The 16,375-nt window shown below is 53.9% G+C and carries 12 protein-coding genes; 8 read left to right on the top strand and 4 right to left on the bottom strand.

Annotation, left to right across the window (positions count from 1 at the left end):
* Positions 1–62 precede the first annotated feature (62 nt).
* Positions 63–1,700: a nitrite/sulfite reductase gene (locus BMW84_RS17100; protein ID WP_091070484.1), complete on the bottom strand. Its 1,638-nt coding sequence runs from the start codon at positions 1,698–1,700 to the stop codon at positions 63–65.
* A gap of 402 nt (positions 1,701–2,102) precedes the next feature.
* Here BMW84_RS17100 and BMW84_RS17105 point away from each other — a divergent pair, with 402 nt between their 5' ends.
* The 3 genes from BMW84_RS17105 (at position 2,103) to BMW84_RS17115 (ending at position 5,485) form a co-directional block, all read left to right on the top strand.
* The gene (locus tag BMW84_RS17105) at positions 2,103–2,312 is read left to right on the top strand and encodes a DUF2759 family protein (protein WP_091070485.1); all 210 of its coding nucleotides are present in this window, start codon (positions 2,103–2,105) and stop codon (positions 2,310–2,312) included.
* Positions 2,313–2,472: 160 nt separating this feature from the next.
* A complete protein-coding gene (locus BMW84_RS17110) occupies positions 2,473–3,543 on the top strand; it encodes a S1C family serine protease (protein ID WP_091070487.1) in 1,071 nt (356 codons plus the stop codon).
* Complete coding sequence (locus BMW84_RS17115; protein ID WP_091070488.1) at positions 3,524–5,485, top strand: copper amine oxidase N-terminal domain-containing protein; 1,962 nt, start codon at positions 3,524–3,526, stop codon at positions 5,483–5,485. The genes BMW84_RS17110 and BMW84_RS17115 overlap by 20 nt, the downstream gene beginning before the upstream one ends.
* Positions 5,486–5,561: 76 nt before the next feature.
* Here BMW84_RS17115 and rfbC read toward each other — a convergent pair whose 3' ends face one another.
* The gene (gene rfbC, locus BMW84_RS17120) at positions 5,562–6,116 is read right to left on the bottom strand and encodes a dTDP-4-dehydrorhamnose 3,5-epimerase (RefSeq protein WP_091070490.1); all 555 of its coding nucleotides are present in this window, start codon (positions 6,114–6,116) and stop codon (positions 5,562–5,564) included.
* An 18-nt stretch (positions 6,117–6,134) separates the two neighbouring features.
* The gene (rfbA, locus tag BMW84_RS17125; RefSeq protein WP_091070491.1) at positions 6,135–7,013 is read right to left on the bottom strand and encodes a glucose-1-phosphate thymidylyltransferase RfbA; all 879 of its coding nucleotides are present in this window, start codon (positions 7,011–7,013) and stop codon (positions 6,135–6,137) included.
* Positions 7,014–7,238: 225 nt separating this feature from the next.
* Between rfbA and BMW84_RS17130 the strand changes: the two genes are divergently transcribed.
* Both BMW84_RS17130 and galU read left to right on the top strand, forming a co-directional pair.
* A complete protein-coding gene (locus BMW84_RS17130) occupies positions 7,239–9,758 on the top strand; it encodes a U32 family peptidase (protein ID WP_091070493.1) in 2,520 nt (839 codons plus the stop codon).
* A gap of 214 nt (positions 9,759–9,972) precedes the next feature.
* Positions 9,973–10,860, top strand: a complete 888-nt coding sequence (gene galU, locus BMW84_RS17135; protein ID WP_091070494.1) for a UTP--glucose-1-phosphate uridylyltransferase GalU — start codon at positions 9,973–9,975, stop codon at positions 10,858–10,860.
* Between the two features lie 77 nt (positions 10,861–10,937).
* On the opposite strand, the gene BMW84_RS17140 is transcribed toward galU, so the two are convergent.
* Entirely contained in the window at positions 10,938–13,760 is a 2,823-nt protein-coding gene (locus tag BMW84_RS17140) for an O-antigen ligase family protein (RefSeq protein WP_091070496.1), read from the bottom strand.
* Between the two features lie 110 nt (positions 13,761–13,870).
* Between BMW84_RS17140 and BMW84_RS17145 the strand changes: the two genes are divergently transcribed.
* The 3 genes from BMW84_RS17145 to BMW84_RS17155 are packed head-to-tail and all read left to right on the top strand — an operon-like array spanning position 13,871 to position 16,281.
* Positions 13,871–14,656 carry an ABC transporter permease gene (locus tag BMW84_RS17145; protein WP_091070497.1) on the top strand — a complete coding sequence of 262 codons (786 nt, stop codon included), beginning with the start codon at positions 13,871–13,873 and terminating at the stop codon, positions 14,654–14,656.
* Positions 14,657–14,667: 11 nt separating this feature from the next.
* The gene (locus BMW84_RS17150; RefSeq protein ID WP_091070499.1) at positions 14,668–15,405 is read left to right on the top strand and encodes an ABC transporter ATP-binding protein; all 738 of its coding nucleotides are present in this window, start codon (positions 14,668–14,670) and stop codon (positions 15,403–15,405) included.
* Positions 15,406–16,281 carry a glycosyltransferase family 2 protein gene (locus BMW84_RS17155; protein WP_091070501.1) on the top strand — a complete coding sequence of 292 codons (876 nt, stop codon included), beginning with the start codon at positions 15,406–15,408 and terminating at the stop codon, positions 16,279–16,281.
* Positions 16,282–16,375 lie beyond the last annotated feature (94 nt).

Consider the following 16,375-nt stretch of genomic DNA (forward strand, 5'->3'; position numbering starts at 1 on the left):
GCTAAGACCCCGGGCTCCATATTTAGTGGAGCCCGGGGTCTTTTTCATGAATCTCGCCTATTTCATTTGTTAACCCGTTCTGCAAGGCATTCCGTCAATTTCGCCTGGAAGGGCTCAATGCCGGCGCGGTTTACGAAAGCATGAAAGTTCTCGGTCTCCTGCTTCTCGGCCTTATACATTTCAATAAGCTCCGCCAATACAGGGGCTACTTGCTCCGCTGGTACACGTCCTTTGAGTGCTTGGGTGAATTTCGCCGCTGGTCCGAGATCGCCGCCGCCCAAGGTTCCGCCAATCGCAATATCGAAGGCTTCGGCCATTCCGGCAGGCGTTTTGATCAGCGAGCCTTGCAGGCCGATATCCGCGATATGTTTTTGCCCGCAGGCATTAGGGCAGCCGATGAAATGAATCCGCAGTTTCTCGTCAAGCTGCAGATGTTCGTCTAAATAAGCGGCAGTGTCAACGGCCCGCAGCTTTGTCTCCACTAGCGCCAGGTTACAGAATTCATTGCCGGTGCAAGCCACCGTCCGGCTGATGAAATGGCTTGCGGACGGCGACAGCCGGCGCAGCAGCGGCTCCTGCAGCAGGGCATCTACCTGTTCATCCGGCACGCCGCTGATGATGATGTTCTGCGACATCGTGGTGCGCAGCTTTCCTTCGCCGTAGGTATCGGCCAGCTCCGCGAGCTGCCGCAGCTCCCCGCCGTTTAAGCGGCCTACGGGAACATTCAGACCGACGTAATTCAGCCCGGCCTGCCGCTGGGAATGAACGCCGTCGAAATAGGCGGCATGCCATCCCCGGGTTTGGTCTTCGCCGCGGGAGGGCATGTCTCCGATCAAGGCCAGCAGCGCCTCCTTGAATTTGTCGGCGCCCCAATCCGCGATCAGGTACTTGAGGCGGGCCTGGTGCCGTTTTTCCCTGTAGCCATGGTCGCGGAATAAGGAGACGACGCCGACGGCGACCTTCAGTGCTTCTTCCGGCCGCACGAAAAGGTCCAGCTTCTGGGCGAGATGCGGCTTGGCCGATAATCCGCCGCCTACCATCACGTGGAAGCCGGCGATCTCGAGGCCCTCCAATATTTTAACGGCAGGCGTAAAAGACAAGTCATTGATCTCCGCCTGGGCGTTGTTATAGGGATTGGCCGAAACCGACATTTTGAACTTGCGCGGCAGATTGGAGAAGTCGCGGTTCAGCATGAAGAAGTCATTGATCTCATCGACCAGCGCCGAAGTATCGAAGAATTCATCCGGATCGATGCCGGCCAGCGGGTTGCCGACGATGGTACGCGGGCAATCGCCGCAGGCTTCATAGGAGTAGAGACCGGCGTCCTCCAACCGTTTGAAAATATCCGGGAAATCCTCGACGGTCAGCCAGTGGAACTGTACCGCCTGCCGGGTCGTAATATCGACCAGCCCGCGCCCGTAAAGCTCGGCGATGTCGGCAATCGCCCGGGCTTGCCGGGTGCTCATAATGCCGGTATTGATGCGGACGCGCATCATGAAATGGCCGGCCCGCGGCTTCTGCTGATACACGCCGGCCCATTTGAACAGGTCGAGATCATCGGCCGGAATGGAGTCGTAACCCTCCACGGCGTATTTTTCAATAATGTTGCGGATGATGTCCAGTCCGTCTTTCTGCAATTTCACGAATTCGAATTTGTTTAATTGGTCCGGTGTTTCCTTCCAATGCGGGATATAAGCCACATTAACCATCCTTTCCCGGGAGCCTGAAGTTCCGTGCGAATATGGTTTCGATCGTAACATAGTTAAGGGCGGCGGACTGTGAGCGTTGTAGCAGGCAGGTATCACCGTTTTTTGGGAAGTAAATAAATTCTGCTGATAATCCGCCGTTATAATCAGAGCCTGTCCCGCATAGATTCAAATAGAAGAGTTGGCGTTGAATAATGAGTATGGACAAGCTTGCAGCAGAAATCGGGCTCCTTGATATGCGAATACGAAAGCGTCAAGGAGATATGTTTCATGAATCCCGCGAAATACATAATTTTTGAAGAAATGTTCTTGCACAGAAGGGATGAGAGCGATAACATAGAGGGAGATACGGAAACGTGTAAGCTCGTCAGACCCTACTTTCGAGGAGGTAAGGCCATGCTGCTTGCAGAAGCCGCTGCGAAAGAACCGTCAACGTTTCATGCCTTCGATGTATTTATGATTTTGTTTACCCTGCTGATCGCCATCGGCGTATTCCGGCTGCTTAGAGCCCCGCAGAAGAATAAATTCGCCATTGCCTTCGGCGGTGTAAGCCTGCTGGTGTTCGCTGTTTCCGATTACGCCATGATTGTGAATTGGTTCAGCTGAGCGTTGCCCATGCAGAACAATCGGATAGAGACCCCTGCGAAGACTCCTTGACCGCTTTCCGGCGCAGCAAGGCGTCTTTTTTTTATAAGCGGGGAAAAGATGCAGAAGGAAAAAGGGACGCAGGAAGATAAGGGACGCAGAAGAAAAGGGGGAGAGTCGAATGAGAAAAATAATCGCGGCAGCGCTCAGCCTACTGCTGGTCTGCGGATATGGCGCGGCCGCCCCGCTATGGGGTGGGACGCCTGCAGTGACCGCCGCTTCTTCGGCCAGAGCCGCAGCCGATCCGCTTCCGGCCATGATCAAAGCGGCAACGCCTTCGGTTGTCGGGATCATCGGCAAATATGAAGGGGACGGCAGCGGAACGGATAACCGCTACAATCTGTCGCACGGCTCCGGCATCATTGTGCGGGCGGATGGCTGGATTTTGACCAATGCACATGTCATCAAGGATTTGCAGAATGCGACGGTGGTCACATCCGATGAGCATAGTTATCCGGTCGTCAGCGCATATTTGGACGAGTTCAGCGATTTGGCGCTGCTGCGGATTCACGCCTCAGGGCTAAAGCCGGCGAAGCTTGCTGCGGTTTCAGCCAAGATCGAGGTCGGGGACAAGGTCGTCGCGATCGGCACGCCGTTATCTTTCGCTTTGCGTAACTCGGCAACCTCCGGGGTCATCAGCGGGCTGAACCGGAATGTGGATTCCGCGTACCGGCTGATCCAGAGCGACACGGCGATCAATCCCGGAAACAGCGGCGGACCGCTGCTGAATATGAAGGGAGAGGTCATCGGGATCAACAGTCTGAAATATGCAGCAGTGGGCGTGGAAAATATGGGCTTCTCCATCCCGATCGATACAGTCCGGTACGTAATGAATCAGCTCATGAAATACGGGGAAGTTAAGCGGCCGAGCCTCGGGCTTGAACTGGAGGAAAGCTGGTCCACCCTTGTCGGGCTTCCCTCGTCGGATCCGCTTACCGTAACCCGCGTTGCTTCTGCGCAAGCCCGCAAAGCCGGAATCCAGGAGGGGGACCTGCTGTACAGCATCAACGGGCAAAGGGTGTCCTCGCTGGCGGATATCAATGAGTTATTCAAAAAATACGCGCCGGGTGCTGCCGTAACTTTGCTGATGCAAAGCGGCGGCGACATCGTCAGCCGGAGGATGGTGCTTGGCAAAGGCGATCCGCTGGTCAGAGAGGAAGGAGACGAGGGGAATGGACAAGCGGGGGAATAAGCGCAAAAGCGATAAGGGCGGAAGTCTAGCCGGTAGAGGGGTCTGCATCTTGCTGACATGCGCGCTGCTGCTGCCGGGCCTGCCCGTTTCACGGGCAGCCGCCGCAAGCGCAGGCAGCCAGACTTTGCGGCTCGTCCTCAAGGTCGGGAGCACGGCTGCGACAGTAAACGGGAAGGCCGCCTCGATTCCCAGACCCTTTTTGGAGAAGGGGGCGGTCATGGTGCCGCTTGGCGTCTTCAAAAAAACATTCGGCAGCACCGTTACACTGGAAGCGGGCAATGTGGTCAAAGTAATGTACGGCCCGCATACCGGCGCGTTGACGATCGGCAGCACGGCCGCATGGCGGGATGGAGAGAAATATACGCTTGCCGCTCCGCCGCATATGGTGTCCGGCGTACTGATGGTACCGCTGCGTTTTGTGGCAGAGGTGCTTGGAGCGGACATTGCTAAGGATGCCGGCGGCGGGCTGACGGTCACGCTTCAAGCCGAAAGCGTGGAAGATGAAGATTCCGCAACGGCAAACGCCGGCATCGACAGCGAAGTTGGCAAAACCCGGATCGGCAACAGCTATTACGGATGGAGCATGAATTATCCGTCCGGACTGGTGGTCGGCGACAGCGGCGGCAATGAAGCGATTGCCACGTTTACCAACACGGAGGACAAGTATTACCTGGAGGTCCATGTCTCGCCGCTGACAGCGTCCGCGGAGCCGGAAGACCTGCTGGAGCAGCTGGTGCGCGAGTCCGACGAAGGCGGAGAAACCGTACTGGACCGGGAACTGGTACGGCAGGGGCCTTATCCGTATGCGCGGATTGTCAGTAAGGACTCGGGGGGCGCGATTTGGGAGTCCCGGAAATATGCTTACGGAAACCGGCTTTACGAGGTCTATTTAACCGACGACAATGCGGTCAACTATAAGGATTTGCGCGATTATTCCACGCTGCTGGATTCGTTCAGGCCCTCCTTTGATGCTGCCGGCGGTGCGTCCCGTGATCTTTCTTCCGTTACCGGCGGACTCAAAAGTGCATTTAACGAGGATTATGGCATCTCGCTCGGGGTGCCGGCGGAGTGGAGCATGGACAACCAGCGGATGGAATACAGCGGCGGGGATGGAGCGTACCTCCGGGTGAAAGTCACTTCGGTTCCTGCGGGAAAGACGCTTGCGGACTGGAGCAGCGAGCTTTCCAAACAAATCGGGAACAGCTACGTGGAGGGAGCTTATGAATTCAAGGCCGATCTTCCGGTGACCATTTCCGGTACGCAAGGGCTAATGAAAGAGACGCAGCTGAACCCGGGCAGCGGCTGGACCCCCTTTTATCAAATTCTGCTGCAGGAGGGCGGTTACCGCTATTATTTTGAATATCTCCCTTCCTCCGATGCAAGCAATCCGCCGGTATCCATAGAGGATATGGTTGGAGCGATGGATATCGATTTTACGCAGGTCAAAGCAAACTTCGGACAGCTGGAATCCGGGGATTTGAGCGTTTTGGCCTCCAAAACGATAACCAAGCGTTCTAAAACGTACGGGTACAGTTTAGCCGTTCCCCGTCTATGGATTCCCGATCAGGATCTGTTCGAGCTTGGCGCAGTTCAGTACCATTTTACAGGCGGCAGCTTCAAGCTGGAAGTTCGGACCGAGGAATCCGCAAAATACCGGGCAGAGCAGCTCAAGCGGTATTATACCGACAACGCCGGCAATACGGAGGATCCGGTGCTGGAGAACGTCGAGCAGATCAGCCTTGCCGGTGTTCCGGCGACGGTCCTGACGGTCCATCAGCAGAAAGATGGCATTCCTTTCCGAATAAAGCAGATAGTTTTCGAAAAAAACAGTTATGTCTACACCATCACCACCACGCTGAACGATGCCAATGCCACCTCGGCACAGCAGGCCATGCTGGAGCAGGCCGTGCAGTCGTTTACCTTTACGGATGCCAGAAAATAAAACAGCGCCAAAAACCCCGTTTCCGCTGCGCCTGGCGCAAGGGAAACGGGGTTTTGATTGGAGCGGCTAAATGCGCTTAGTAGACAAAATTATGCTGGACATCCTTCAGCAACGGCGCCTTTTCATCTTTGGCGGACAATACGGGCTGAATATGCAGCGGCCACTGAATGCCGATCTCGGGGTCGCTCCATAGAATGCCGCCGTCGCATTCCGGGGCGTACAGCTCGTCGCATTTGTACTGTACTTCCACATCTTCGGTCAGGGTCATAAAGCCGTGGGCGAAGCCCTTCGGAATCAGCAGTTGTTTTTTGTTCTCGGCTGTAAGCTCGATGCCGAACCATTTGCCGTAGGCCGGGCTGCCCCGGCGGATGTCGACCGCAACGTCGAAGATGGCGCCTTTGGTGCAGCGGACCAGCTTTGTTTGCGCTTTGGGATGAAGTTGGAAATGCAAACCGCGCAAGGTGCCTTTTGTCGCCGAAAACGATTGATTGTCCTGCACGAACTGCAGCGTTATTCCTTGTTCCCGAAACTTCGCTTCACTGTAGGTCTCCATAAACCATCCCCGGTGATCGCCGAACACGGCGGGTTCCACGATCAGCACGCCTTCCAATTCGGTTTGGGTAAATTTCATCTCATTCACTCTTTCGGTTTAATATTGGATTTTCCCCGTTGCTACTTTAATCAGGTATTGGCCGTACCCGGTTTTGCCCAGCTTCCGGCCGCATTCCAGCAAATGTTCTTTCGTGATCCATCCGTTAATATATGCAATCTCTTCCGGCGCGGAAATCTTGATGCCCTGGTGATCTTCAATGGTCCGTACAAAATTGGTCGCATCGACCAGGCTTTGATGGGTTCCGGTATCAAGCCACGTAAAGCCGCGTCCCAGCAAAGAAACATCCAGCTCGCCCATTTTCAAATAAGCTTCGTTGATCGAAGTGATCTCCAACTCGCCCCGGGCCGAAGGTTTGACTTCTTTAGCAATGGATACCACGCGATTGTCATAAAAATATAAGCCGGTGACGGCATAATTGGACTTGGGCTGTGCCGGCTTCTCCTCGATGCTCAGCACCTTTCCGTCCGCGTCAAATTCGACGACGCCAAAACGTTCGGGATCCTGCACATGGTAGCCGAATACGGTGGCGCCCCGTTCTTTTTCCGCGGCACGTCTCAGCAGTTTGGTCATCCCGTTGCCGTAGTAGATATTGTCGCCGAGCACCATTGCCACGGCATCTTCTCCGATAAAGTCCTCTCCCAATATGAAGGCTTGCGCCAAGCCGTCCGGGCTCGGCTGCACAACATACTGCAGGGAGATGCCGAACTGGGAACCGTCGCCGAACAGATTCTCGAACCGCGGCGTGTCTTCGGGCGTGGAAATAATCAATATGTCCTTGATGCCGGCGAGCATCAGGGTGGACAGCGGATAATAGATCATCGGTTTATCGTAGACCGGCAGCAGCTGCTTGCTGGTTACCATCGTAAGAGGATAGAGACGGGTGCCGCTTCCCCCCGCAAGAATGATACCTTTCATCGCGAATTCCAGCTCTCCTTACGTGTATAAATTCGTCACGCTACAACCTATGATACGCTTGCCGCTGAAGCTTTGTCTATCAGGTAGCCTATGGAGACACCCAGTATTGTATTCTTTTGGTATGGAAAATGCTTAAATTGCTGGCGCAGTACTGTGATATTTGATACAATTGATAAGTTAAAGGCATGGCAAAGATCCACCTTCCGGTGGTTTAGGAGGATATAGATGAACAAGCAAGATTTACGCAGGGAAGACGTGGAGCTGCTGGCTCCGGCCGGCGACTGGGATTGCATGCGTGCAGCGGTGGCGAACGGGGCGGACGCGGTCTTTTTCGGCGTGGAGAAGTTTAATGCCCGGGCGAGAGCGAATAACTTCCGGATGGACGAGCTGCCGGAGATTATGGCGTTCCTGCACAGCTATGGCGTCAAAGGTTTTTTGACCTTTAATATACTTGTTTTTGAAAATGAGCTGGCCGAAGCCAAGGAGCTGATCGATGCCTGCATCGATAGCGGCGTGGATGCGGTGATCGTGCAGGATCTGGGTTTGGTGAAGCTGATCCGCGAAATCTCGCCGGACTTCCCGATCCACGGCTCCACGCAGATGACGATTACTTCGCCGGAGGCGGTCGAATTTACGAAGCCGTTCGGGATGGAACGCGTCGTGCTGGGCCGGGAAAATAACCTCAAGCAGATCCGCACCATCGGGGAGCAAGCCCGCCTCCCGATGGAAGTGTTCGTGCACGGCGCGATTTGCGTATCCTACTCAGGCCAATGCCTGACCTCGGAAATGTGGGGCGGACGTTCGGCCAACCGCGGCGAATGCGCGCAGGCCTGCCGCCTGCCGTATGACCTGATGGTCGACGGCACCGTCCAGCCGATGGGCGATGTGACGTACCTGCTGTCGCCGAAGGACCTCGCTGCCATCGACCTGATGCCGCAGCTGATCGAAGCCGGCGTGACTTCGTTTAAAATCGAAGGCCGCTTGAAAAGTCCGGAATATGTAGCCAATGTGGTCAGCAAATACCGCAAGGCGATTGATAAAGTGTTCGAAGGCAACTGGAGCAAGACATCGAAGGAAGACCTGCGGGAGCTGCAGCAAAGCTTCTCCCGCGGCTTCACGCACGGATTCCTGGAAGGAACCAACAACAAAAAGCTCGTCGACGGAACGTTTCCGAAGAGCCGCGGCGTCTATCTCGGCACCGTAGAGCAAATCCTGCGCGACGGCGTTGTCTGCCGGATCGAAGCCCCGCTGAAGCGGGGAGACGGCATCGTATTCGACGCCGGCGATCCGACGAAGAAGGAAGAAGGCGGACGGATCTACGATCTGCGCCGCAAAGGCGTTAAGCTGGAAGGCGAAGCCGGAGAAGGCTGGATCGTCGACATCGTGCCCGGACGCAGCGACGTTGATTTGCGCCGCGTGCATGTCGGCGACCGCATCTGGAAGACGAGCGACCCTGCGCTCGACAAGGCGCTGCGGCAGACCTTTGAGACGGAGAAGCCGTACCGGGTATTCCCGGTGTATGTGAAGGCTTCCGGCCGTGCCGGCGAGAAGCTTGTTACCTGGTGGACGGATGTGCAGAAGAACGTCACCGTCCGCGTGGAATCGGAGCTTCAGCTCGAAGCCGCGCAGAAGCGTCCGATGGACGCCGCCCTGCTGGAAGAGCAGTTCGGCCGCCTTGGCGGCACCCTATTCCAGCTTGAGGCGCTGGAGTCGCAGCTGGAAGGCGACGTGATCGTGCCAATGCGCGAGCTTAACAGCATCCGCCGCCAGGCGGTGGAGCTGCTTGCCGGCGAGCGCCCGAAGCCGCCCGTCTACGTGAAACGGGCGGCGGAAGTTTACAGCGACGTCACCCGCAGGGACGCCGCCGGTCCGCGCGGTGAAGCGGAGCTTACCGCGCTGTGCCGCAGCCTGCCGCAGGTACAGGCTGCGCTGGCCGCCGGCGTGAAGAACATCTACGCCGACTTCGAGTTTATCAAGCAGTTCCCGGCAGCGGTAGAAGCCGTCCGGGCCGCCGGCGCCTTCATTGCGCTGGCCACGCCGCGCATCCATATGCCGGGCGAAAACGGCTACCATGCCAACATCCTGCGCCTCCAGCCGGATGCGGTGCTGGTGCGCAACACCGGTGCGCTGTATTACTACCTGCGCCACCGGATGGAGCATCCGGATGCCGTACATCCGCGGCTGATCGGCGACTTCTCGCTGAACATCGCCAATCACAAGACCGCGGACCTGTTCCTGGAAGCGGGCTGCGACGCGGTTACGCCGTCTTACGATCTGAACATCCAGCAGATGGTCGATTTGCTGGGACGCAGCGACACCTCCCGGATGGAGGTCGTCATCCATCAGCATTTGCCGATGTTCCATACGGAACACTGCGTGTACTGCACCTTCCTGAGCGAGGGCACGGACTACACCAACTGCGGCCGTCCATGCGAAGAGCATCGGGCCTCCCTGCAGGACCGGATCGGCATGTCCCACCCGGTGCGCGTGGATGAAGGCTGCCGCAATACGGTGTACAATGCGGTAGAGCAGTCCGGGGCGGAGTATTTGAATCATTTCCGTGATCTCGGCGTAACCTCGTTCCGCGTGGAGTTTCTGGAAGAAACGCCGGAGCAGGTGGCCGAAGTCATTGATTTGTATACCCGGGCGCTGCGGGGCGAGATCTCCGGCACCCAGGTGTGGAAGACGCTTAAAGCGACCAACCAGCTGGGCGTAACGCGGGGACAACTGGTAAACGCGAAATAATGTAGAGCCGGTAATCTCAGGGGGGACATTCTCCGTTTGAGCATTGCCGGCTCTTTTTACGTGGCGCACTGGGTGTATTTTGCACTTCAGTAAGATTAAGCGGGTTTTAAGGTGCTGCGAACTGCCAATGTGATAGTATGAATGCTATAATACTGAATAGTATCTTTCCATTTTCGTAAACCATCGATAGTATCCGATCAAAGGAGTCCGAGAGATGAAAATTCGTAAAGCGATTATACCCGCTGCCGGATTAGGAACCCGATTCCTTCCTGCAACCAAAGCGATGCCGAAAGAAATGCTGCCGATTGTCGATAAACCTACGATCCAATATATCGTGGAAGAAGCGGTCGCTTCGGGAATTGAAGATATTATCATCGTCACGGGGAAAGGCAAACGGGCGATCGAGGACCATTTCGACAATTCCTTTGAACTGGAATTCAATTTGGCCGAGAAGCAGAAGTGGGAGCTTCTGGAATCCGTACGCAAGTCGTCGGAGATGGCCGACATTCATTATATCCGCCAGAAAGAGCCGAAGGGCTTGGGACATGCCATCTGGTGCGCGCGCAAATTCATCGGCGACGAGCCGTTTGCCGTTCTGCTCGGGGACGATATTGTTGAAGCGGAGAAGCCTTGCCTTAAACAGATGATCGAAGTGTACGAGCAGTATAAATCCTCGATCGTCGGCGTTCAGCCGGTGCCGTGGGAGGAGGTCTCCCGTTATGGTCTCGTAGACGGCACGCCGCTCGCGGAGCGGGTCTATAAGGCTAACCGGCTGGTCGAGAAACCGAAACGCGAAGACGCCCCGTCCAATCTGGCCATCCTGGGCCGGTATATTTTAACCCCGCGGATTTTCGATATGCTCGGTGAACAGCAGGCCGGTGTGGGCGGCGAAATTCAGCTGACCGATGCCATTGCCCGTTTGAGCGAGGTCGAACGGATTATTGCGTTTGATTTCGAGGGCAAACGCCATGACGTCGGCGAGAAAATGGGTTTTATCCAGACGACGATCCACTATGCGCTGCAGCACGAGGAATTAAAAGAGGGCCTGCTGGAATACCTGAAGGAGATCATTGAGAGCGAAGCGGCGAAGACCGGACAATAAGCATGACCCTTCAAGAATAGATAGAAAAAGCGCCCCGCTGAACAAGTCAGCGGGGCGCTTTTGTTGAGCAGATGATTCTAGTACTGGATATCCACGATTTCCGCAATCTTGGCTTCTTCCGCAGGATCGGCGGCTATCAGCTTGTTGTGAACCTCGGGGTCCAGCGTGCTGCCCAGCTTCGTCAATGCAGCCAGATACCAGCGGGCAATTTCACGGTTAACGGCATCCTTATAGTTATCGCCAAGTCCGGATTTCAGGACATCCGCGGCCGTTTGCAGCGATCCGGCGAGCAAATTCAGCTTGCCGTCGCTGAGGATCAAGGAGGGAGGAATGGTCTGCTTCGACGCTTTCAAATCCGTGGAGACTTGGTTATAAGCTTGAAGCCCGATGTTTATATTTTTGGCTTTCTCGGAGACGGCTTGATCGATGACTGTCTGCTGGGCTGCCTTATCGTCTGCGGTCGTTTGTTTGACGATCAGATCCTGGGCCGCGGTCTGCTGATCAAGCGCTTGTTTGGCGAGCTCGTAAGAGCGGTCGACCAAAGCGGTGTACCAGTTCACGTCCCAAAGGGTAGGGCTGTTCTTTTGATCCGCGTAAGTATCTGGCAGTCCCGCCTTCACGGCCGCTGAAGCTTGTTCCTCCTGCCCGGACAAATGAAGCAGTCTTCCGGCATTCAGGCCGATGGTCGGCGTCACGGCGAACGGACGGCCCTGCAGCTGCTCTGGCGGCAAGGTCTTCAGGTGCTCGATGCCCGCTGTAATGCGATTGTACGCGTCGATACCGGCCGTGATGTACTGCTGCTTGGCGGCATCGTCCTTCTCGGCTATTGCTTTATCGGCCAGAACCAGCGCCCGGCTGATCAGCGCATCGTACCAGTCGATATCCCATTTATATTTAGCGGCATTGTCCTGATAGACAGCAAAGGCTTGCTCCCCTTGCTCTTTCAAATCATAATAGGCGGCTAATTGCTTCAATAAATCCTTGTTGTACGGCTCGTATTTAAGCGCTTTGGTGAGCACGTTGTAAGACTCGGTCAAATATTGCTCGTCCTTGGACTGGTTGTACACCTGCTGATCTATGGAGGACAGATAGAAGGCCGATTCCGGATGGAACGGGCGTTTGTTCAGCGCTTTGACCAGCGGTGCTTTGATTTGCTCATAGGATGTGCTGACGCCGATCAGGTTTTTGCCTTTGTACGCGGCATTCGTGGACGAAATATAGTTGCCCGAGACGAACAGCAATGCGATCACGCCGATGGCCAGGACACCCATATATGCCAAACGCAATCCGGGTTGACGCCATACCGCTTGCTTCGGTTTGCCTTCGATCGCCGCCGTCATTCCGCCCAGCCCGACAAAAATGAGAATTCCCATGAAGGCATAGCTCAGGTTAAAGTCCAGAAGGCTGTGGACCAAGATCGACAATGCAATGATGTAGAACAAAAATCCGTTCTCGAAATCGCTCTTTTCCCGTTTGAGATACGTGCGGATGTAACCGTAGAAGATGTATCCGATAAACCCGATAAACACGATAAATCCGACAATGCCCACTTCAATCAAATACTGCAGGAAGAAGTTGTGCACCTGGCGGCTCGTATACGGGTTGTTCTGGTATTGCTCGTACAAGGCTGCCCAACCGCCGCCGCCGGCTCCGAGAACCGGATGATCTTTAATGACTTTTACTGCATCTTTATAGAACGTAAAGCGTTCTTCTACACTGTGCTGCTTGAAGTTGATGTTCTCCAGCCGGGTTTCGATATTGTCGGGCATGATGCTGCGCAGTCCTGTGCCGACCAGCAAGTAAGCGATAAGGGCCACTAGGATCAGCGAACCCAGCGGAATCCAAAGTCCTGATCCTTTGCGGGATTCCCAGCCGTTCAGCTTGGATTGAAGGCGCGGTGCGGCGTAACGCTGGATCAGCCAGCCGATCGCGGCCACAACGGCCGAAGCGAGGATCAGATAAGCCCAGCCTTTAAGCGCAGAGGATACGGTGAACTTCGTATTCAGCTCCAGTCCGATATCCGTGACCGAATTGGTAATCGCAAGCGAAACGATGCCGGCGATGGCGAGATGGATAATCCAGAGCAGCTGCTTCGCGGGTTTTAACATAATCAGCAGCAGCAGGAAGGCGACAGGCAGCATCACCAGGCCGCCGCGGGACAACGTGAGCAGCAGCGACAGAATGATCGGGACGAGCATGAAGCCGTGAATCAGCATCCCGTACCATTTTTTAGAGCGGACTAGCGCAAACACGGCCACAAACAGGAAAGCCATCAGGAACGCGGCGTATGTATTGGCATACTGGAAAATGGAGGTCAGCCGCAAGCCGTTGGAATCGGTCATCACCGCATCGAGGTAAATGCTGCCCCGTACCGTATTGGAGAACCAGCCGACCATAGCGCCGGCGAATTTGCCCGCTCCAAGCCAGTTCAGCAGCCCGAAAGCGACAATGAGATAAGCGAGCGTCAATACCGCATTCTGGATGACAACATTTACTGGCTTATTTTTGAGGAGGGATATCGTTATAATGAATACGGCAGTATACATACTCTGAATCAGCAGCAGATTCATCGCCATATAATGAGAGGCTGCGACAAAGAGCGATAAAATATAGGTGAGCGGTAGCAAGAGAGAGGCGGCGGCTACCAGATCCCGGCGTTCTTCCAGCTTGAAGGATTTAAAGAGCACGGCCATGCCTGCCAGCAGCAAAAGGCCGCTCAGCAGCGCGGAGACATAGATCGGTTTCTCGAAGTCAATGGATTGTCCGTTGAATAACCCTACTTGAAACGGGGTCCAACACATAAACAAAATAAAAGCGGCACACAGTGCCCATATTCCGCCGGACATCTTTTCCGCATTTCTCGACGGAGCTGCATTTTTACCGTATACTGGTTTCGACACGTTTATATCTCCTTTTCCTGTAGGTACGACAATATTTTAGCATAATTCATTTGATGCAGACCACTTTCACTTGTGGCTCAACAACAATATGGACAGACGGGTGGACAATCGTGAGCGAATTAAGACAGAATCTAGCCAATTTTATGCGATATCAGGAATTACTCAAGCTGCTTGTCCTGAAGGATATAAAGATCAAATATAAGCGTTCGGTCCTGGGGATATTATGGAGCGTATTAAACCCGCTGTTCATCATGCTGATCATCACGCTCGTATTTAAGGAACTATTTCGATTCAATGTAGAAAATTTTGCGGCTTATGTAATTTCGGGTCAAGTTTTGTTTACGTTTTTTTCGGAATCCACTTCCCTGGCTATGACCTCCGTTTTTTCATCGGGGCAAATCATTAAGAAGGTTTATGTCCCCAAATATATTTTCCCTTTATCAAAGATTGCCTATTCGCTGGTTAATATGCTGTTCTCGTTTGTCGCTGTGCTGATCGTCTGCTTTTTTACAGGCGTGCATCTGGAATGGACGATTGTATTTAGCTTCGTTTCCATTCTTTATGTTTTCCTTTTCAGCGTCGGCGTCGGACTGATTCTGTGCAGCATGGTCATCTTCTTCAGGGATATCGAGCATCTGTACGGCGTTGTTCTTACCGCATGGATGTACGCTACGCCGATCATTTATCCGGCCATCTCCATGCCCGACAAGTTTTTGTTTATTTTAAACGCGAACCCGTTATATTACTTTGTAACCCACTTCCGGGAGGGGCTGCTGTATGGCAGGATTCCTTCCTTTGAGCTTAACCTGCAGTGTTTTAACTATGCGATTCTTACGCTTATTGCCGGGGTTTATATGTTCAGAAGCAGACAGGACAAATTCATTTTATACATTTAAGGGGTAGCACAATGCCGGATGTTATAGTAGCTGTCGACAGTGTCTCCATGCGTTTTAACATGACTACGGAGAAGATCAGCACGTTAAAAGAATATCTGATCAAACGCTTCAAAGGGCAGGTGGCCTATAACGAATTCTGGGCGCTTAAAAATGTCAGTTTTTCGATCGAAAAAGGCGAGGTTTTTGGCGTTCTGGGGTTAAATGGAGCGGGGAAAAGCACCTTGCTTAAAGTAATAGCCGGGGTACTGAAGCCTACGCTGGGCAAGGTCGAAGTAGCCGGAAGAATGGCTCCGCTGATTGAACTAGGGGCAGGGTTCGACGCCGAACTCACGGCCAGGGAGAATATTTTCCTGAATGGGGCCGTATTGGGCTACAGCAAAAAAGAAATGAAAGCAAAGTTCGATGAGATCGTGGCCTTTTCCGAGCTTGAAGCTTTTATTGATGTTCCGATTAAGAACTTTTCCTCGGGGATGTATGCGAGACTGGGCTTTTCGATTGCCACGGCGACGACTCCGGATGTGCTGATCGTAGACGAGATTCTTTCGGTGGGAGACTTTAAGTTTCAGGAAAAATGCGAACAGAAAATCAAACAGATGGTGGACGGCGGAACGACGGTTATTTTGGTGTCCCATTCCATGGACCAGATCCGGAGCATGTGCACCAAGGGAGTGATTTTGGAGCACGGGAATCTTATCAGCTCCGGCAACATCGATGAACTCTGCGAATTTTATTTTTCGAAATATAATTAGATGATGAAGATTCTAACCTCGCTTAAGCGGATCTACTATACCTGTCTGGCCATCGCCGTCCGCATCAAAATCAAATGGTTTATTCCCAAACAATGGCTTACCGGCCAAAGCGGTTATCCGCGATGGATTGCCAAATACGAAGAGCCTTACGCCCGGCGCAACGAGACCTTTGCTTACAACCCGTTAATTTCCATTGTTTTGCCGGTCTACAACGTAGAGGAGTCTTTGTTGGTGGAATGCATTCAGTCGGTGCTTGATCAGGACTATCCGAATTGGGAGCTTTGCATTGCCGATGATCATTCCACGGAGCCGCATATCCACACCGTGCTCGACGATTTTTCGCGGCGGGACGCAAGAATTCATGTGCTCTACCGGTCCGAAAACGGACATATCTCCGCGTGCAGCAATTCGGCGCTTGCCTTGGCTTCAGGGGAATTTGTGGCTTTGCTGGATAACGACGATACGCTGGCGCCGTTCGCCTTGCGGGAGATCGTCCGTGTAATCAATCAGAACCGGGGCGTCGATATGATGTTTTCGGATGAAGACAAGCTGGAAGGCGGCAAACGGGCTTTTCCTTTTCATAAAAGGTTTTACGGCAAACCGTTTCTGCTCCACTTAAACTATATCTGCCATCTGGCCGTCTACCGTACTTCCCTGATCCGGCAAGTCGGCGGCTTCAGAGAAGGATACGAGGGCGTGCAGGACTGGGATCTTGCGCTGAGAGTCGTCCAATCTACGGACAATATCGTGCATATTCCGCGAATCCTGTATCACTGGAGAATTTCCGGGAATTCGACCGCAGGCGGAGAGCATAAGAAAGATTACATTAGACAGGCGAAGAAGAAAATGTTAACAGACTTCCATTCCAAAGGATGATATTCAGTGGGTATAAATAATGTGATGCGGAAATCGCTCTCTGTAATCAAATACGAAGGATTAGGTGCTTTCACGGCCAAGTCCCTGAGCTATA

It is taken from the genome of Paenibacillus sp. NFR01, assembly GCF_900111565.1.
Lineage (GTDB): Bacteria > Bacillota > Bacilli > Paenibacillales > Paenibacillaceae > Paenibacillus_AQ.